19 protein-coding genes are annotated in these 17,920 nt (G+C 69.4%); 9 read left to right on the top strand and 10 right to left on the bottom strand.

From position 1 onward, the window contains the following. Positions 1–4 precede the first annotated feature (4 nt). Both KBY86_RS06415 and topA read right to left on the bottom strand, forming a co-directional pair. Complete coding sequence (locus tag KBY86_RS06415; RefSeq protein ID WP_255140610.1) at positions 5–598, bottom strand: hypothetical protein; 594 nt, start codon at positions 596–598, stop codon at positions 5–7. Beyond that, positions 598–3,390 (bottom strand): type I DNA topoisomerase, encoded by a 2,793-nt coding sequence (topA, locus tag KBY86_RS06410; protein ID WP_255140609.1) that lies wholly within the window; start codon positions 3,388–3,390, stop codon positions 598–600. The genes KBY86_RS06415 and topA overlap by 1 nt, the downstream gene beginning before the upstream one ends. 9 nt (positions 3,391–3,399) lie before the next feature. On the opposite strand from topA, the gene KBY86_RS06405 reads away from it, so the two are divergent. Then, positions 3,400–5,154, top strand: coding sequence for an NAD(P)H-quinone oxidoreductase subunit N (locus tag KBY86_RS06405; RefSeq protein WP_399221197.1), 1,755 nt, complete (start codon positions 3,400–3,402; stop codon positions 5,152–5,154). After that, a complete protein-coding gene (locus KBY86_RS06400; protein WP_255140608.1) occupies positions 5,151–5,873 on the top strand; it encodes an ABC transporter ATP-binding protein in 723 nt (240 codons plus the stop codon). Before KBY86_RS06405 ends, KBY86_RS06400 begins: the two co-directional genes overlap by 4 nt. Positions 5,874–5,876: 3 nt before the next feature. Here the strand turns inward: KBY86_RS06400 and KBY86_RS06395 are convergent, their stop codons facing one another. The 5 genes from KBY86_RS06395 to KBY86_RS06375 form a co-directional block, all read right to left on the bottom strand. Next, positions 5,877–7,022 carry a M23 family metallopeptidase gene (locus KBY86_RS06395; RefSeq protein ID WP_255099771.1) on the bottom strand — a complete coding sequence of 382 codons (1,146 nt, stop codon included), beginning with the start codon at positions 7,020–7,022 and terminating at the stop codon, positions 5,877–5,879. A gap of 50 nt (positions 7,023–7,072) precedes the next feature. Beyond that, the gene (locus KBY86_RS06390) at positions 7,073–7,852 is read right to left on the bottom strand and encodes a biotin--[acetyl-CoA-carboxylase] ligase (protein ID WP_255140607.1); all 780 of its coding nucleotides are present in this window, start codon (positions 7,850–7,852) and stop codon (positions 7,073–7,075) included. Positions 7,853–7,880: 28 nt separating this feature from the next. Next, complete coding sequence (locus KBY86_RS06385) at positions 7,881–9,095, bottom strand: aminotransferase class I/II-fold pyridoxal phosphate-dependent enzyme (protein ID WP_255140606.1); 1,215 nt, start codon at positions 9,093–9,095, stop codon at positions 7,881–7,883. Continuing rightward, positions 9,082–9,402 carry a thioredoxin gene (gene trxA, locus KBY86_RS06380; protein WP_255099767.1) on the bottom strand — a complete coding sequence of 107 codons (321 nt, stop codon included), beginning with the start codon at positions 9,400–9,402 and terminating at the stop codon, positions 9,082–9,084. Before trxA ends, KBY86_RS06385 begins: the two co-directional genes overlap by 14 nt. Positions 9,403–9,478: 76 nt before the next feature. Next, positions 9,479–10,252 carry a PspA/IM30 family protein gene (locus tag KBY86_RS06375; RefSeq protein ID WP_094510320.1) on the bottom strand — a complete coding sequence of 258 codons (774 nt, stop codon included), beginning with the start codon at positions 10,250–10,252 and terminating at the stop codon, positions 9,479–9,481. An 81-nt stretch (positions 10,253–10,333) separates the two neighbouring features. Between KBY86_RS06375 and KBY86_RS06370 the strand changes: the two genes are divergently transcribed. Next, the gene (locus KBY86_RS06370; protein WP_094510321.1) at positions 10,334–10,858 is read left to right on the top strand and encodes a DUF721 domain-containing protein; all 525 of its coding nucleotides are present in this window, start codon (positions 10,334–10,336) and stop codon (positions 10,856–10,858) included. On the opposite strand, the gene KBY86_RS06365 is transcribed toward KBY86_RS06370, so the two are convergent. From KBY86_RS06365 to KBY86_RS06355, 3 genes are read right to left on the bottom strand one after another with little or no spacing between them, the layout of a single operon-like run. Then, positions 10,852–12,720 carry an ArnT family glycosyltransferase gene (locus KBY86_RS06365; protein WP_399221196.1) on the bottom strand — a complete coding sequence of 623 codons (1,869 nt, stop codon included), beginning with the start codon at positions 12,718–12,720 and terminating at the stop codon, positions 10,852–10,854. The two genes, KBY86_RS06370 and KBY86_RS06365, sit on opposite strands and share 7 nt — an antisense overlap. A 25-nt stretch (positions 12,721–12,745) precedes the next feature. Next, entirely contained in the window at positions 12,746–13,897 is a 1,152-nt protein-coding gene (locus KBY86_RS06360; protein WP_255140605.1) for a glycosyltransferase, read from the bottom strand. Continuing rightward, positions 13,894–14,856 (bottom strand): DMT family transporter, encoded by a 963-nt coding sequence (locus KBY86_RS06355; protein ID WP_094510322.1) that lies wholly within the window; start codon positions 14,854–14,856, stop codon positions 13,894–13,896. The genes KBY86_RS06360 and KBY86_RS06355 overlap by 4 nt, the downstream gene beginning before the upstream one ends. Before the next feature lie 53 nt (positions 14,857–14,909). On the opposite strand from KBY86_RS06355, the gene sppA reads away from it, so the two are divergent. From sppA to KBY86_RS06325, 6 genes are all read left to right on the top strand, one after another. Next, the gene (gene sppA, locus KBY86_RS06350) at positions 14,910–15,722 is read left to right on the top strand and encodes a signal peptide peptidase SppA (protein ID WP_255140604.1); all 813 of its coding nucleotides are present in this window, start codon (positions 14,910–14,912) and stop codon (positions 15,720–15,722) included. Next, entirely contained in the window at positions 15,719–16,099 is a 381-nt protein-coding gene (gene aroH, locus KBY86_RS06345; protein WP_094510324.1) for a chorismate mutase, read from the top strand. The genes sppA and aroH overlap by 4 nt, the downstream gene beginning before the upstream one ends. A gap of 90 nt (positions 16,100–16,189) precedes the next feature. Continuing rightward, positions 16,190–16,828, top strand: coding sequence for a DUF2808 domain-containing protein (locus KBY86_RS06340; protein WP_315855840.1), 639 nt, complete (start codon positions 16,190–16,192; stop codon positions 16,826–16,828). 68 nt (positions 16,829–16,896) lie between these two features. Beyond that, a complete protein-coding gene (gene rpmH, locus KBY86_RS06335; protein WP_006170261.1) occupies positions 16,897–17,034 on the top strand; it encodes a 50S ribosomal protein L34 in 138 nt (45 codons plus the stop codon). A 38-nt stretch (positions 17,035–17,072) separates the two neighbouring features. Then, positions 17,073–17,459 (top strand): ribonuclease P protein component, encoded by a 387-nt coding sequence (gene rnpA / locus KBY86_RS06330; RefSeq protein ID WP_255140603.1) that lies wholly within the window; start codon positions 17,073–17,075, stop codon positions 17,457–17,459. Beyond that, positions 17,456–17,908: a PH domain-containing protein gene (locus tag KBY86_RS06325; protein ID WP_255140602.1), complete on the top strand. Its 453-nt coding sequence runs from the start codon at positions 17,456–17,458 to the stop codon at positions 17,906–17,908. The genes rnpA and KBY86_RS06325 overlap by 4 nt, the downstream gene beginning before the upstream one ends. The last annotated feature ends 12 nt before the right edge of the window (positions 17,909–17,920 follow it).

Below are 17,920 nucleotides of genomic sequence, written 5' to 3'. Positions count from 1 at the left end.
CGGCTCAGCGTGGCGCCGGCGCCGGCGTGGTCTTCGGCGCTGCCGCGCCGGTTTCCGGCGTTGGGATCCGCTCGATGGTCTCCACCTCAAAGCGCAGGCCGGCGGCCCGCAGTGCCTCGGTGACCGCTTCGGCAGGTGCGGAAGGATCGGCGCCGGGCAGCTTCAGAGTGATCCTGTAGGGCACAGCGGCGGCCGGTGCCTGTCCTTGTCTCCCAGCGGCTCGGTTACCGGCGCTGGGGCCGCCGGTGGGGCTGCGGGCGGCATCACCTGCCTGTCCTGCGGCGCGGCCAGGGACCACCGGCGTGGGGGAGAGTGACTGTGTTCCTGGCGCCGCGCCCGGGGCGGCGGTGGCCGGCGTGGCAGTGCCGGGGGAAGCCGTGGCCGCGGTGGTGGCGTTCGCGCCTGTGGGGGAAATGGCGGTGCCGGAAGAGGCACCCGGCCGGGCGGCACCGGAGGCGGGGGATGTGGTGGCGGCCGGTGGCGCCGGAGCATCGAACCCGGCTGCCAGCTGCTGGCCGAAGGGCGTGCCGGCACAGCCGGCCAGTGTGAGCAGCAGCGACGCCAGCAGGAGCAGGGGGCGGCGGGGGTAGTGGCCCATCAGCCGGAGGCGGCCTTGATGATCCGCACGGCGCTGGCGCGTGGACGTCCGGTCTTGGTGGTGGCCGGCGGCTTGGCTTTGGCGGTTCCGCCGGCAGCCTTGGCCTCCGCCGCGCCGCTCCTGCTGCTCGCTGCCGAAGTGCCGGTGGCCTTGCGGCTGCTGGTGGTCTTGGTGGCGGCTGGCTTGGTTCCGGTGGTCTTGGCAGCGGAGCGGGCGGCGGGCTTGCGGGTCTTGGCCTTGCCGCTGGCGGCCTTCGCGGCCAGGAGCTCAACGGCCTGCTCGATCGTGATTGTGTCCGCCGTGGCGCCCTCCGGCAGCGAGGCGTTCACCTTGCCCTGCTTCACGTAGAGGCCGTAGGGACCGTCGAACACCTGGATGGTTTCCTCGTCCCCCTCAGGGATGCCCAGGTCCTTCAGGGCCGTGCGGCCGCCCCGGCCCCGCTTGGGGGTGGCCAGCAGCTCGATGGCGCGCGACAACCCCACCAGCAGCACGTCGTCTTCTGCCTTGAGCGAGCGGTAGTCCTTTTCTCCCTTCGCCTTGTCGTGCACCACGTAGGGACCGAAGCGGCCCAGGCCGGCCTGAATCCGCCCACCATCGGGGTGCTCGCCCAGCAGCCGCGGCAAACGCAGCAGGCCAAGGGCATCCTCGAGGCTGAGATCCTCCGGCTTGGCGCCCTTGGGCAGGGAGGCCCGCTTCGGTTTGGGGTTCTCCTCGCTCACCTGCCCCCGTTGCAGGTAGGGGCCGTACTGGCCGAACAGCAGGTAGATCGCATCGCCGGTTTCGGGGTCTTCCCCCAGTGATTCAGGCCCCTCGGTTTTCTGGCGCAGGATCTGTTCGGCATGCTCGGCATCGAGCTCGGCCGGGGTGATCTCCTGGGGCAGGGTGGCCTTCACCAGCTCCTCGCTGCCGTCGTCCGCGACCCGCTTCGACTCCAGGTAGGCGCCGAAGCGCCCGATCCGCACCACACAGGGCAGACCCTCCATCACGATCGTGCGTGAGGCGGTGGGATCGATGTCGCCCTCGCGCTGCTGCACCTGGGCTTCGAGCCCCTTCTCCCCCTTGAAGAAGCTGTTCAGGTAGGGGAGCCACTGGACCTTGCCGTGGGAGATCTCGTCGAGCGTGTTCTCCATCCGCGCGGTGAAGCTGGTGTCCACCAGGTCGGGGAAGTGCTCCTCCAGCAGGGCGGTCACCGCGAAGGCGGTGAAGCTGGGGGTGAGCGCGTTGCCGGCGAGGGTGGCGTAGCCGCGGTCGGTGATCGTGCCGATGATGCTGGCGTAGGTGGACGGCCTGCCGATACCTTCCTTCTCCAGCATCTTCACCAGTGCCGCTTCGCTGTAGCGGGCCGGCGGCTGGGTCTGGTGGCCGAGTGCCTCCACTGACTTGCAGACCGGTGCATCGCCCACCGCCAGGGCGGGCAGCAGCAGTTCCTGCCCCTCCAGCGCCGCGTCGGGATCGTCGCTGCCCTCCACATAGGCGCGGAAGAAACCGGCAAAATCGATGCGCTTGCCGCTGGCCCGGAAGCGGGCGTCCCCGGCGACGATCTCCACCGCCAGCATCGTGAGCCGTGCATCGGCCATCTGGCTGGCCACGGTGCGTTTCCAGATCAGCTCGTAAAGGGCGAGATCCTTGCCGTCGAGGCCGGTGTCCTTGGGGGTGCGGAAGCGTTCACCGGAGGGGCGGATCGCCTCGTGGGCCTCCTGGGCGTTGCGGCTCTTGGTGCTGAACTGCCGCGGGGCGGGGCTTAGGAAGCTGTCGCCGTACTTCTCAGCCACACAGGCACGGGCGGCGCTGATCGCCTGCTCGGAGAGGTGCACCGAGTCGGTGCGCATGTAGGTGATGAAGCCGCGCTCATAGAGCGCCTGGGCCGTGCGCATGGTTTCGCGGGCCGAGAGCCGCAGCTTGCGGTTGGCTTCCTGCTGCAGGGTGCTCGTGGTGAAGGGCGGCACGGGCTTGCGCACCGTGGGTTTCTCCTCCACCTGCTCCACCCGCCAGGGCAGGGCCAGCACGCTTTCGCGCAGGGCGCGCGCTTCGCTCTCCGCCAGCAGCTTCACTGTGCTGCCGGGCTTGAGCCCCCCGGTGCTTTCGTCGAAGTCGCTGCCCTGGGCGATGCGCTCGCCGGCCAGGTGGGTGAGCTTGGCTTCGAACCGGCCGCCCGGCTGCTCCAGCTCGGCCTTGAGGTCCCAGTAGCTGCCGCTGCGGAAGGCCCGCCGGGCACGCTCCCGCTGCACCAGCAGCCGCACCGCCACCGATTGCACCCTGCCGGCAGAAAGCCCCCAGGCCACTTTTTTCCACAGCAGCGGTGAGAGGGTGTAGCCCACCAGCCGGTCGAGGATCCGTCGCGTTTCTTGGGCGTGCACCAACTCCATGTCGAGTTCGCGCGTCTGGTCGAGGGCGCGGTGGATGGCGTCCTTGGTGATCTCGTGGAACACCATCCGCTTGACCGGCACCTTGGGGCTGAGCAGCTCCAGCAGGTGCCAGCTGATGCTTTCGCCTTCCCGGTCTTCATCCGTGGCCAGGAGCAGCTGGTCGGCGCCCTTCAGCGCGTCCTTCAGCTCCTTCACCACCTTCTTTTTGTCTTTCGGCACCACGTAGAGCGGCGCGAAATCCTCGCTGGTGTTGACGCCCAGGTTCGCCCACTTCTCGCCCTTGTAGGCGGCGGGAATCTCGCTGGCGTTGTTGGGCAGGTCACGGACGTGCCCCATCGACGCCTCCACCCGGAACTCCTTCGGCAGGAAGGCGCGGATGGTGCGGGCCTTGGTGGGGCTCTCGACGATGACCAGGGTGTGCGCCACAGGCAGGCGATGAACCGGTTCCCTCTTTATCGCATCGGCGGCCCGCCCCGCCTGAGAATGATCGGCGCCGCCGCTACAGTCCGCTCGACAAGGCGATCGTTTGAAGCCGACATGGATCTGTTTGGCGCCCTTCCCGCCCTGACGGAACTGCCCCACCTGGCCGTCGCCTCCCTGGCCACAGCGCCCGCGATCGGGCTGGGAATCACCGCCGCCCAGCTCAATTCCGGCGCCATTGCGCCCGAGGCTGCCATCCTCATCGCCCTGCTGATCTGCCTGCTGGTTGATCTGGCCGGCGAGGAAGCGGCGATCCGCTGGGTGCCGCCGATCTGTTACGCCGGCCTGGGCACGGCTCTGGTGCTCCTGGCTCTGCAGTGGAACGCGCCGCTGGAGCCTTCGTTCCTTGGCTCCTTCCTGGCGGACGATCTGGCGGTGGCTTTCCGCGCCGTGGTGGCAGCTTCCACCTTGCTCTCGCTGATGATCAGCTGGCGCTACGTGGAGCGTTCTGGCAGCCCGGTTGGCGAATACGCCGCGATCCTGCTGGCGGCCACGCTCGGTGCCATGTTCCTGTGCGGCTCCACCGATCTGGTCAGCATCTTCGTGTCGCTGGAAACCCTTTCGGTGTCCAGCTACCTCCTCTCGGGTTACATGAAGCGGGATGCCCGCTCCGGCGAGGCAGCGCTCAAATATCTGCTGGTGGGTTCCGCCGCCGCTGCGGTCTTTCTCTACGGCGCCTCCCTCCTCTACGGCCTCACTGGCGGCTCCACCGGCCTTGACGCTGTCGGACTTGCCCTTCAGACCAGTGCCACGCCGGTCACGGCATTGGCGCTGGTGTTCGTGCTGGCCACCGTGGCCTTCAAGATCGCTGCGGTGCCCTTCCACCAGTGGACCCCGGACGTCTACGAGGGGTCGCCCACCCCGGTGGTGGCGTTCCTTTCCGTGGGCTCCAAGGCCGCCGGCTTCGCCCTGGCCCTGCGCTTGCTGGTGGGCTGCTTCGACACCTTCGACACGCAGTGGAAGCTGCTGTTCACCGTGCTGGCGGTCCTGAGCATGACCCTGGGCAACGTGGTGGCCCTGGCCCAGACCACCATGAAGCGGATGCTGGCCTACAGCTCGATCGGCCAGGCCGGCTTCGTGATGATCGGCCTGGTGTGCGGCACCGAAGACGGCTATGCCGCCATGGTGCTCTACATGGCGGCCTACCTGTTCATGAACCTGGGCGCCTTCGCCTGCATCATCCTGTTCTCGCTGCGCACCGGCAGCGACCGCATTTCCGATTACGCCGGCCTTTATCAGAAAGATCCACTGATCACGCTCGGTCTCAGTCTCTGCCTGCTGTCGCTGGGGGGAATCCCGCCGATGCTCGGCTTCTTCGGCAAGATCTATCTGTTCTTTGCCGGCTGGGCCGACCACCAGTATCTGCTGGTGGTGGTTGGCTTGATCACGTCCGTGGTGTCGATCTACTACTACATCTCGGTGATCAAGATGATGGTGGTGAAGGAGCCGCAGGAAGCCTCCGATGTGGTGAAGGCCTACCCGGCGATCACCTGGAATCTGGCTGGCATGGGCACTCTCCGCACCGCCCTGGTGGCCTGCGTGCTGATCACGGCGGTGGGCGGTGTGCTCTCCAATCCCCTATTCAGCTGGGCGAATGAGGCCGTCACCGGCACGCCGATGCTGCAGCAGTCGATTGCCTCTTCCGCCGCCCGTGAAGCCACCGCCATCGCCGTGGCTCCCGTTCCTCCCACGCCTGCCCTGCTGGGATGACGCTCACGGCCCCGGCGGACCTCTCACGGTCCCGGGCCCATGAGCCCGTGGCCGTCCTTGATCGCGTGAGCAAGGTGTACGGCTCAGGCGACACCGAGGTGCGTGCCCTTGATGAACTCAGCCTCACGGTGATGGAGGGCGACTATGTCGCCGTGATGGGAGCTTCCGGTTCAGGCAAAAGCACGGCGATGAACATCATCGGCTGCCTTGATCGTCCCACGTTTGGCCATTACCGGCTCAGCGGATCGGCGGTGGAGGATCTCGACGACGACGAGCTTGCCGATCTTCGCAACCGCAAGCTGGGTTTCGTGTTCCAGCAGTTTCATCTGCTGGCCCACATGAGCGCAATCGACAACGTGATGTTGCCGATGATCTACGCCGGCATCCCCGCCGAGCAGCGCCGCAAGCTGGGCATTGAAGCCCTCGAACGTGTCGGGCTCGGCCATCGCCTGCAGAACAAACCGAACCAACTCTCCGGCGGTCAGCAGCAGCGTGTGGCGATCGCGCGGGCGATCATCAACCGGCCGGCCCTGCTGCTGGCCGACGAACCCACAGGGGCGCTGGATTCCCAGACCACCCAGGAGGTGCTGGAGATCTTTGATCAGCTGCACCAGGAAGGGATGACCGTGGTGATGGTCACCCATGAAGACGACGTGGCTGCGCGGGCCGATCGCATCGTGCACTTCCGCGATGGCCGCCTGGATGACGCCTTCGCCTAACGCTTAGCCCGGCCCTGCGGCGCTGGAAGCGGCTGGTGCACTGGGACGTTCGAGCGTTTCCAGCAACTGGCCCATCAGCAGGGCAATCGCATCGCTGCCGCCCAGCAGCTGACGGCCCGGGTCGAATTCTCCCGGCTCCACCGCCACCCAGCCGCCATTGGCCGGCTGGCGCAACTCGAAGTGAAGATGAGGGCCGGTGCTCAGCCCGGTGCTGCCGACCCGGCCGATCACTTCGCCCTGGGCCACCCACTCCCCTTCTTTGACGAACAGCTCGGATAGGTGGCCGTAGAGGGTGCGGCGCAGGGGACGCTCATGCTCCACCTCCACCGCCAGGCCGTAGCCGCCGGCCAGGCCACTGCTCACCACTCGCCCGGCCAGGGCCGCCACCACTGGGGTGCCCTCCGGCGCCGCCAGATCCCGGCCCGCATGCATCAGCCAGCTACCGATCACCGGGTGCATCCGCCAGCCGAATTCGCTAGTGGTGACAGCCGAGCCGATCAGCGGAAACAGCAGGCTGCGGTTGCCGTTGCCCAGGAGCGGCGCAGGCCTGGGGGTGATGCGGAACACGCTGGCAAGGCTGAAGTTGCCCCCCTGGCCGGCCAGCAGTGCCGACACGGGCACGGTGATCGGAGGCAGCGGCATGGATCCGGGCCCGCCGCTGGCATAGGTGCCATCGGGGAGGAGGCCGCCGGAGCCGGTGACAGAATCACTTCCAGGCCAGCTCACCACCACGCCGCGGCATTCGGAGGGGGAGAGGGCGCCCTCGCTGCAAGCCTGGCGATGGGCCGGCATGTTTTCAGGTCGCACCACGGCGCCGAGGCGTGCCCGCCGCCGTTCGGCCGGTGTCACCACTCCCTCACGCTCGAAGCGATCCAGCACCTGGTCAAAGGAGAGGGCTGGGGTCTGGGAACGCTGCAGGCTGGGTCGTAGCGGCTGGGGGGAGGTGTCGCTGGAGCCTGCCTGGGGTACCAGGGGCGGGGCTGGCGGGGTGAGCGCCTGGGGCACCGCCGGCGGGGGGGGTGCGGGAAGGGGCGCAGCAGGAGCTGTGGGAGCTGGTGCGATGGCGGCTGGGGCACCGGCCGCGGCATCGCGCAGCTCGGCGAGGGCGAGCGGCGCTCCGATCACAGAGGCCAGTCCGATCGCGAGCACGGGCAGATGACGAAGGCGGTTCACACCAGGTGGCAAAATGCGAATTCAGCTTAGGCAACCTGGGGCGACAGTTCTGCGAAGCGGCGGCGCACGATGGTGCACTCCGCGCCACGTCGCAGTTCCAGGCCGCCGTCGCGGGCCAGCCCGGCCACCATCCAGGTCTCTCCCTGCCACAGCAAGGGTTGACCGCGGCCATGCAGTCGCCTGTCGGCTTCTTGCCACACCCGCTCCGGTTCAACGGCCGCCGCCACGGCCCAGTCAAGCGCCAGCAGCACCCGGGCAGCCAGGCGGATGGCATCGGCTCCCTGCCGTCGAGCCTGGCCGCTGAGCGCCAGCGCCTGGCGCACGTTGATCGCCCCAGCCGGTACAGGGTTCTCCCCGTTGAGGCCGATGCCCACCCGGGCCGCCTGGATGCGGCTTCCGCGCAGGCGCAGCCGTGGCAGCAGTCCCGCCACCTTGCAGTTGTGCAGCAGCAGATCGTTCGGCCATTTCAGCGTGGGCGCCAGTCCTAGCGCCTCCAGCTGCAGCGCCAGACCCACGGCCGCCGCCATGGCGAGGGAAGCCCCCTGAGGCGGCCACGGCAGCGCCGCACTCAACCAGACCCCACCGTGGGGCGAGACCCACGGGCGACCCTGCTGGCCATGGCCGAAGCGCTGCCGCTGCGCCAGCAGTGCCAGTGGCCCGGAGCCCCACCCTGCCTTTCGTTGATCGAGCAGCCGTTCCGTGCTCCCGCATACCGGCACCATCGCCAGCCTCCAGGGCAGAGGTGGCGCGAGGTACCCCTCCCGCAGCTGCAGCTCGCGTCGGGCAGCGGCGATGCGGCCGATCATGGGCCGGTGCGGCCAGCCAGCGACCACCTCACCCGGAGAAGGAACGCAGCCAGTTCCCGATTCGCACCGCGCCGGCCTCCAGCTCCGCCGCCGGATGCACCAGCGCCAGCCGCACCCACCCCTCGCCGCCGTCGCCGAAGCCGTTGCCCGGGGTGAGCGCCACACCGCTGCCCTTCAGCAGGGCCGCGCAGAAGGCTTCCGAGCCCATGGCGCGGGCCACGGGCGGCAGCTCCAGCCAGAGGTAGAGGGCCATGGAGGGCCGCTGCACCGGCCAGCCCTGGGCCTCGAGCGCCCCCATCATGCGGTCGCGGCGCTCCCGGTAGGTGGCACGCAGTTGCTGCGGCCACTGCGGCGCCTGCTCCAGGGCGGCGATCGCCCCGGCCTGCAACGCCAGCGACTGGTTGAAGTCGACCACTCCTTTCACCTGGCGCAGGGCGGTGATCAAGGGGGCGGCACCGATCGCGAAGGCGAGCCGGAAGCCGCCCAGGCACCAGCTCTTGGAGAGCGAGAAGAATTCGATCCCGCACTGGCGCCAATGCGGACTGCGCAGCAAGGCGGGCGCTTCGCCCTCTAAGGCCAGGTCCACGTAGGGGTTGTCGTGGGCGAACACGAAGCCGTGCTGCACGGCTCGTGCGGCCGCTTCCTCCAGCCAGGCCTGTTCGCCCGTGGTGGCGGTGGGGTTGTGCGGATAGCCAAGCACCATCAGCTTGAGCTGCTCCCACTGGCTGGAGGGCACCTGCTCGAACGGCGGCCGCCAGCCCTGCTCGGCCTGCAGGGGCAGCAGCAGGGAGCGCGCACCTGCCAGCTCGAGGCCGCCGCGGTGGGAGGGGTAGAAGGGATCCAGCAGCAGGGCGCGGTCGCCCGGGTCAAGCACGGCCAGGGGCAGGTGGGCGGTGCCTTCCTGCGAGCCCACCAGCAGCAGCACTTCGCTGTCGGGATCGACGGCCACATCGAAGCGGCGCCGGGCCCAGGCGGCAGCCGCCTCCCGGAACGGACGCGTGGAAGCGTGCAGGCAGTAAGAGGAGCTGCCCGGCTCGGTGAGTGCCGCCGCCATGGCCGCCAGCGCCTGCGGCGGCGGCGGCAGATCGGTGGAGCCGAGCGAGAGATCCAGCAGCGGCGCGGGGCTGCTGCTGGGATCGGCAGCGCTCAGGGCGCTGCAGTATTGCCGGTAGTCGGATTTGCGTTGATCGTTGCGGGCGAAGACTCCGCTGCCCAGGCGGGCGACCCGCTCAGAGATGGGCATCAAGGAAGGCGTTGAGCTGTGGACGGGCCATCGCCCCTTCATGGCGGGCCACTTCTTCGCCGCCCTTGAACAGGATCAGGGTGGGTAGCCCCTGGATCTTCAGGGCATCGCGCACGCTGGGGTTGCCATCGGCCTCCAGCTTGCCCACCTCCAGGCGGCCGGCGTAATCGCTGGCGGCCGCCTCCATCAGCGGCGCCATCAGGCGGCAGGGGCCACACCAACTGGCCCAGACGTCGACCAGTACCGCGCCGGGCCGCTCAAGCACGTCGGAGGCGAAGTTCGCGTCGGTGAACTGGGCAACGGCCACGGGAGGGAACGAGCAGGGATCGGGAGAGTCCAAGTCTAGGAATCCCCTGGCGGGGATCCTGCCGCACCGCCGGAGCTCAGAGCTTGTCGATTGAGCGCTTGAGCTCTTCGAGCTCGGCATCCACTTCCGCGGCCTTCACGGGTTCCAGCAGGGGGGTGGGACTGTCGGCGGCCAGCAGGGGGGTGGCGGCAGGGCCGCCTTCCAGCCGGTTCTTGAGAGCGGCCAGCTCGTCGTCCACCTCGCTGCCCTCCAGGGAGGCGAACTGGCTTTCCAGGTCGGCGCCGGCCAGCTCGGCCGCGGCCTGGCTACGGGCCTCCTGCTGCAGCACCTTCTCCTCCATCTGCTCGAAGGCGGCCATGGCGGAGTTGGTGCCCAACCCGCTGACGGCGCTCTGCAACTGCTCCTGGGCCTGCGCCGCCTGGGAGCGGGCCTTGAGCATGTCCTTCTTGGTCTTGGCCTCGGCGATCTTGCCTTCCAGTGCCAGCAGACTCTTCTTCAGCGCGTCGACCTGGCCTGCCTGGCTGGAGAGCTGGTTGTTGAGCGCGGTGGCGGTGTCCTGATAGGTCTTGCGGCGGCTGAGCGCTTCGCGCGCCAGATCCTCCTCGCCTTTCTTGAGCGCCAGCTCGGCCCGCTCGTACCAGGTTTTGCTCTGGGCTTCCGCCTGCTGCGCCTGATTCTGGATGCGCTTCTGGCTTGCGATCGCGGTGGCCACGGCCGTGCGCAGCTTCACCAGGTCGGACTGCATGTCCGCGACCGACTGATCCAGGATCTTGCCCGGATCCTCCGCCTTGCTGACCAGATCGTTGAGGTTGGCCCGCAGCAGGCGGCTGAGCCGATCGAAGAAGCCCATGGATCATGGAGGGGGCACGTCCGAGGGTAGCGGTGGCGGGCGGCCCTGGCTCCGCCGGTTGCCCGCACCTAACCTGGCCCCATGGCGATCGCCCCCCGCGACCAGACCCGTCGCTTCGGCTCCCTGCAGGTGCTGGTGGCGCCGCAGCGGCGGCCTGCCACCGCGGTGGGCACCTGTCTCACCGCCCTCTCTGCCCAGTGGCGCCGCAACGGCAGCCTGGCGGCGCTGTGGCAGGCCTGGCCGAAGGTGGCGGGTGCTCAGCTGGCGCCCCATTGCCGCCCCCTGTCGCTGCAGGCCGGGGTGCTGTGGGTGGGGGCGAACCACCCGCAGTGGCTGCAGGCGCTCCGCTTCAACCGCCATCAGCTGCTGGGAGCGCTGCGGGGCGCGGGCTTCCAGATCCGTGATCTGCGCTTTCAGCACCACCACCCAGCCGCCGCCGCCAGCGCTGGCAGCGAGAGTGAGGCAGAGGTCTGGGCTGCCCACCCCAGCCGCATCGATGTCCAAGGCCTCACCGATTGCCCCCGCTGCGGCGCACCCGCTCCAGCTGGTGAACTGAAGCGCTGGGGGCATTGCAGCTTCTGCGTGCGCCAGGACGGCGCTCAATAGCGCTCCGGCCTTGGATCCCGCCAGCTAGGACGGCCTGCCCCCCTGTTCACCAGCGCCGCGGCGGCGCTCTCCAACCGCGCGCGGTCCACGCGCCAGAGGCGGTAGATGCCGGCGCGATCGAGCTCTTCCCCCTGAACGGCGCGCCAGTAGGGCAGCTGGCTCGTGTTGTGATCGATCACCACGAGCACTGTGGGGGCCTCGGCGCGGGTACTGGGCTGCTGCCCCTCGCGCTGCTCGTGGCGCAGGCGATCGCTGAGGTTCACCATGCCATCGACGGAAATCCCCTCGTAGATCACTACTCGACCGGTGTAGTAGTGCAGCGAAGGCTTGAGTACCCCCACCATCGCCAGGGCCTCGCTGGGGCGGATCTCCCGCTGCACGCTGGCGGCCATTTCTCGCACCGGTCGCTGCCGCACGCCATCACCGAGTTGCCATAGCGGCAGCAGGGCGAAGAGATGGAATGCCACCAAGGGAAGCTGCAGCCCCAGCAGCCAGCCGGGCACCACCCGCCACAGGCAGAGCAGGCCGACCAGGGCCGCCAGGGTCCAGAACAGGGCTGCCCTCTCGACGAACCCGCTGGCGGTGAGCTCCGCCGTCAGGGTGGGCATCTCTGGATCCTTGATCAGGGGTATCCAGGTGTTGGACACCCAAAGCGCCACCGCCACCGTGGTGGTGAGCAGCACGGTGGCGGCCTGGGCGAGCAGGAACCAGCGGCCGGCCCCAGCGCCACGCCCTTCGCCGTCCCGCCTGCCGCTTTCGCCGTCCTGGGCCGCCAGGGAGATCAGCAGGCCCGCCGCCGGGGTGGCAGGCAGCCAGTAGCTCGGCAGTTTTGTGGCTGCCATGGTGAAGAACACCAGCACAGCCAGCAACCACCAGGCGGCAAAGCTGCGCAAGGAGTGCTGGGGCGCCCTCGGGGTTCTGGCCAGGCCACGCTTCAGGCCGAGCAGCAGCAGCGGTGTGAAGGGCAGGCTGGCGATCACCAGCACCGGCAGGAAAAACCACCAGGGCTGGAGGTGGTCGTTCACCACCGAACTGAAGCGCTGCAGGTTGTGGTAGCCGAAGAAGCTGTCCCAGAAGGGCTGCCCCTCCACCACCAGCATCGCGGCATACCAGGGCACGGCCACCAGCGCTGTGATCACCAGGCCGCGCCCGGCCTTCAGCCGTGCCCAGAGGGCCGGCAAACTGCCCTGATGCCACCCGAAGCCGACGAGGGTGAGGCCGGCGAGCACCACAGCCACCGGCCCCTTGGCCAGCACCGCCAGGCCCAGCACCAGCCAGCCTGGCCACCAGGGGCGGCCGGGGTCGGCCCAGGCCTGCCACAGCAGCAGCAGGCTGACGGCCAGACAGCCGCTGAGCAGGGCATCGCTGACGCCGATGCGCCCCCACAGCAGCACCAACGGAGAAAGCGCAAAGGCCAGGGCCGCCACCACGGCGCTGCGGGCAGGCCGCCGGGGCAGCCGTTCTCCCCCCGGGCCCAGGCTGGGCTGGGGCCAGCGCAGCAGGGTGGCGCAGAGGGCCAGCATCACGCCGATGCTGGAGAGGGCTGACGGCAGGCCGGCGGCCCAGCTGCCGAGCGGGTCGAAGCGGGCGTGATCCGGCAGGGCGTACACCAGCCCCATCAGCCAATAGATCAAGGGCGGCTTGTCGTAGCGGGGCAGTCCGTTCACCCGCGGGGTCAGCCAGTCGCCGGTCTCGGCCATCGCCCGGGCGGCGCCAGCGAACAGCGGTGGCGTTTCGTCCACCAGCCCAGCCTCGCCGAGTTGCAGAACGAAGATCCCCAGCCCGAGCACTGCCGTGACAAGGAGCGCAAGCCGCCAGCCCTTGCCTCGACGAACCGCGGCCGGCGGGTTGGCAGGGGGCACGAGCAGCGGAACGATCGTGGGAAACCTACGTCCCGGCGTCCGGCGTCCGGCCTGCCGTTTGACCTTGTAGTGAATGACCGGCGGGGGAGCCTGGCTCCAGACCGGCCAGCAGCCAGGCCTCCACGCGCCCTGCGAATGCCTCCCGCGAGGCATGGCGCTCCACCCAGTGCCTGCAGGCCAGCCGGTCGAGGCTTTCGGCGGCAAGCACGGCCGCCTGCATCGCCTCCAGGTCGTCGGGAGGAACGAGCAGGCCGTTGATGCCGGGCTCCACCAGCTCGCCGGGGCCGCCACGGCGGTAGGCCACCACAGGCACACCGCAGGCCATCGCCTCCACCACCACGTTGCCGAAGGCTTCGTTCCATTTCGGCGTGTTCAGGAACACGCGGCAGCCGCCGAGCTCCGCCTGCAGCTCCCCGGTGGGCAGAAAGCCGCGCCAGTGCACGGTGCCGGCCGGCACCGCCGCCTCCACCGCTTCCCGGTAGGCGGCGTCTTCCACCACCCCCCACACCAGCAAGCGCCGGCCCAGCCCGGCGGCCACCCGCGCCGCGTCGATCAACCCCTTCTCCGGAGCGATGCGACCGGCCCAGCCCAGGGGGGCTTCCGGGTCGGGCTCGGCGCGGAAGCGATAAGCCGTCAGATCGAAACCGTTGCCCAGCACCAGTGGCGGGCCGGGCAGGTCGAAATCCGCCGCCTGGGAGCGCGTGTGGAAGGCCAGCCGCCCCGGGCAGCGACGCGCCACATCGGCGATCACCGCATCCATCACCCGCGCCACCGAGCCCATGCTCACCAGATGGAACAGCGGCGTGGCGCAGTGGGGCGTGAGCCAGAGAGGCAGCCAGTCGTAGGCCAGGTTGAGCACCGCATCGAAGCTGCCCTGCTCCTGCAGCACCCGGTCCCACAGGGCCGGCAGCAGGCCGTCGGCAGGGATCTGCACGGCACTGTCGTGGCTCTGGTGCTGCCAGCTGGGCTGGTCGTGGCCGGGGCAGGTCCAGAGCTGCACCGCCCCGCTGCCGGGGGGCAGCCGGGAACCTTCACCGGCTAGCACCGTGAGCCGGTGGCCGCGCCCGCCCAGTCCTGCCACCAGCGCCGCCAGGGTGAGCTCCACGCCCCCACCCCGGCCACTGCCGAGCGTGCCCACCGGCGTGCTCACCAGCAACAGCCGCAAACCCGTGCTCATGGGGCCGGCTCCGGTGTGGCGCTGGCGGGCACCCACAGTTGGCGGCGCCGGTTGATCAGCAGCACCGACACCATCGCCAGGGCGGCCCCCAGCCACTGCAGCGGGCGCAGGTGCTCATCCAGCAGCAGCAGACCGCAGAGCAGGGCGAACACCGGGGTGAGGAAGGTGAGGGCCGAAAAGCCGGTGAGATCGCCGCTGCTGGCGAACCAGAAAAACAGGCCGTAGGCCAGGGCGCTGCCCAGGAGGCTGGCGTAGGCCATCCAGCCCCATTCCTGCAGGGTCCAGGTCGGCCAGAAGGGCGGCAGCGCCGGATCGAGGGCGGGCCCCAGTGCAGCACCGATCAGCAGCGGCACCCCGCCGATCACCATGTGCCAGCCGGTGATGGCCACCGGATCGCTGCGCCGCATCGCAAAGCGGCAGAGCACCGTGCCCACCGCCATCGCCACGGCGGCGCCCAGCATCCAGAGCTCGCCGTGGCTCCAGGCCCGCACCCCGAAGCTGATGGGACCCTCCAGCCACCAGTGCTGGAGCAGCGGCGCCGGCAAGCCCAGGCAGAGGATGCCGGCCAGCCCCAGCAACAGGCCGAGCCAGCCCACCGGGTTGATCGCTTCGCCGAACAGGGCACGGGCCAGCAGCGCCACCAGCAGCGGCTGCGAATCGATCAGCACCGAGCCCAGCCCGGCGCCGGTTCCCTCCAGCCCGCGCGCCAGCAGCCCCTGAAACAGCGTGCCGTCCACAAGCGCGAAGGCCAGCAGCCAGAGCCGGTCGGCGGGATCCACCCCGAGCGGGCGCCGCAGCGCTACGGCGGCCAGCAGCACGGCCACGCCAGCGGGCAGCAGACGCATCCAGGCCAGCGTGAGCGGCCCGCTGTGGGCGAGCAGCGGCTTCATCGCCGCCATCGCCGTTCCCCACAGCGCGAAGGGAAGCAGCATCGGCAGCCAACGGAAAACGGGAGTCATCGGAGCGGCCGCCAACAACCTTTTTAAGATCCAGCCACTACGTGCCGCAGCGCATGCCCTGGCCCTGGCGCCGAAAGTCCCGCAAAACCCTGGCCCGCGTCGTGATCGAGGGACCGATCGCCGGGGGCACGCGCGAGCGGGTGCTCAAGGCGTTGCGCCAGGTGGAGGAACGGGAATGCCCGGCCCTGCTGCTGCGCATCGACACCCCTGGTGGCACCGTCGGCGACAGCCAGGAGATCCACGCCGCCCTGCTCCGCCTGCGGGACAAGGGTTGCCGAGTGGTGGCCAGCTTCGGCAATATCTCCGCTTCCGGCGGGGTGTATGTGGGGGTGGCGGCGGAGCGCATTGTGTCCAATCCGGGCACGATCACTGGCTCGATCGGCGTGATCCTGCGGGGCAACAACCTTTCCCGCCTGCTTGAGCGGGTGGGCATCAGCTTCGAGACGGTCAAGAGCGGCCCCTACAAGGACATCCTTTCCCCCGACCGCGCCCTCACCACCGAGGAGCGCAGCCTGCTGCAGGGCTTGATTGATTCCAGCTACGACCAGTTCGTGGCGGCGGTCGCCACCGGTCGGTGCCTCAGTGAGGAATTGGTGCGTGGCTTCGCCGATGGGCGGGTGTTCACGGGCGCTCAGGCGCTTGAGCTGGGCCTGGTGGATGAACTGGGCGACGAGGACACCGCCCGCCGGCTGGCGGCCCGGTTGGCAGGCCTCGATGAACAGGAGGTGCGTCCCACTACCTTCGGCAAGCCCGCCAAGCGGGTGCTGTCGTTCCTGCCAGGCCGCAACCTCTTCGCCGGCCTCCACCAGGCGCTCAGCCTGGAACTGGCCTGGAGCGGCCAGCCGCTCTGGCTCTGGCGGCCATGAACCAGCCACTTGCGCTGCGGGCGCTGCGGGCCGCAATCACCGTCGAGGCCAACACCAGCGCGGCCATCGCCGAGGCAGTGGCCGAGCTGCTCGACGCCCTGATTGCCCGCAATGGCCTGGAGGGCCCGCAGGTGCTCTCGGTCACCTTCTCGGTCACCCCCGACCTGAACGCCTGCTTCCCTGCGGCGATCGCCCGCCGCTACCCCGGCTGGGACGCGGTGGCTTTGCTGGACTGCCAGCAGATGGCGGTGACCGGCGACCTTCCTCGCTGCATCCGGCTGCTGGCCCACGCCTGGATGGAGGCCTCCCGCCCTCCGGCCCATCCGTACCTGCGCGAGGCAGCCCGGTTGCGTCCGGACAGATCCGGTCATAACTGACAGCTCGGCCGCTGCACCCGCCTGGGCTGAACCGCCGGAACAGGGGAGGGAGAATGCACTCACAGCCTTTCGGCCCCCACCCCCGTCCCAATGACCCTTCCGTTGCTCGGCCCGCTCCGCTCCCGTCCGGCGCGTCCGGTGAGCCCGTTGCGGCGGCGATTCTCCCGGGCCGGCGCTGCGCTGGCTCTAGCCCTGGCCGGCACGGCCCTGGCGGCCACCATCGGCGATGTGCCCGCAGCCCGCTCCCAGGGCACGCCGGGCCTGCTGGAATTCCGCTGGGACAACAACCGGGATTACCGCAAGCTCTACTTCTTCATGACCGAGACGGCACGGCTGAAGCGCTCGGAGTATTACCTGATCCTGAGGCCCAAAGACCGCAACACGGCCATTCTCAAGCTCACCGTGGCCGTGCCTGCCACCTTCGACACCAAGATCAATCCCAAGGACCTCAAGCTCTGCGTGATGCAGGAAGGCGGTGTGATGTCGCGCACCCGCTGCAAGGAGCAGATCCCCGCCACCATCGAGGTGAACGCCAATGGCAAGGCGATCGAGATCTTCCCTGACCGCCCCATCCCCGACGACATCACCATCGGGGTGTACATGAACCTGTTCAATCCCTTCAACACGGGCATGTATCAGTTCAATGCCCTGGCACAGGCCCCAGGGGATGTGCCATTTGCCGGCTACCTGGGCAGCTGGCTGATCCAGATCGACCCCACCAACAACTGAGCCCGGGCCCACGGGCACCTGCCTGATAAGTTGGCCAATCGACCACAAGCAAGACCCAGAGCGGCACCATGACGAAGCGCACCCTCGAAGGAACCAGCCGCAAACGCAAGCGCGTCTCCGGATTCCGGGTGCGCATGCGCTCCCACACCGGCCGCCGCGTGATCCGCACCCGCCGCCGCCGCGGCCGCGCCCGCCTGGCCGTCTGATCCGATTCCCTTCGCCAGGCCGTTCAGGCCCTTCATCCATGGCCTTGCCCGCCGCGCTGAGGCTGCGGAGCCGCCGGGCCTTCGACCGCCTCTACCGCAGCGGCCGCAGGGTGCATGGATCGCTCCTGGTGTTGCGCGTCACTGAGGCGGACCCCGCCCTGCTGCGCACCGGTGGCCCACACCCGCCCAGCCGCTGGCGTTGTGCCGTGGTGGTGAGCAGCAAGGTCAGCAAGCTGGCGGTGCGGCGCAATCAGCTGCGGCGCCAGCTGCACACCTGGCTCCACCAGCGCTGTGCCGGCCCCCAGCCCTCCGGCCGTGCCCTCTGGCTGCTGCTCAGCCTCAAGCCGGGCAGTGCGGACGCGGACACCGAGGCCTTGCTGGGAGAATGTGCGGAGCTGTTTCGCAAGGCAGGTCTGAGCCCATGAGCGGTACCCCGGCCGATGGTCTCCCCGTGATCCCCACCATTCCCGAACCCGTCTTTTATCAGGGTGGTCCGGCCAAGGGCGATCTGATCTTCAACCTCCTGCTCGGTCTCACCTTGATCGGCATCCCCTTCGCCGTGGGGTCCATCGTGCGTGCGCTCTGGCTGCGCTTCCGCATCACCAGCCGGCGCATCTCCGTGAGCGGTGGCTGGCTGGGCCGCGACCGCAGCCAGGTGGTGTACAGCCAGATCCGCGAGCTGCGCTCGGTGCCCCGTGGCTTCGGCGCCTGGGGCGACATGGTGCTGGTGCTCAACGATGGCGCCAAGCTTGAAATGCGCTCCGTGCCCCGCTTCCGCGAAACAGAGGCCTACATCCTCGAGCGCATGGCAGCCAAGACCAGCGCCGCAGCAGGAACGAAGGGATTCGGCGATGCCCAGCTGGCCACGGCCTGACGTCCCCCACTC

Origin of the sequence: Synechococcus sp. Lug-A (genome assembly GCF_024345655.1) — a bacterium.
Taxonomy (GTDB): Bacteria; Cyanobacteriota; Cyanobacteriia; order PCC-6307; family Cyanobiaceae; genus MW101C3.
Note: the sequence above shows the minus strand (reverse complement) of the source record. Positions and strands in the feature narration are given on the sequence as shown.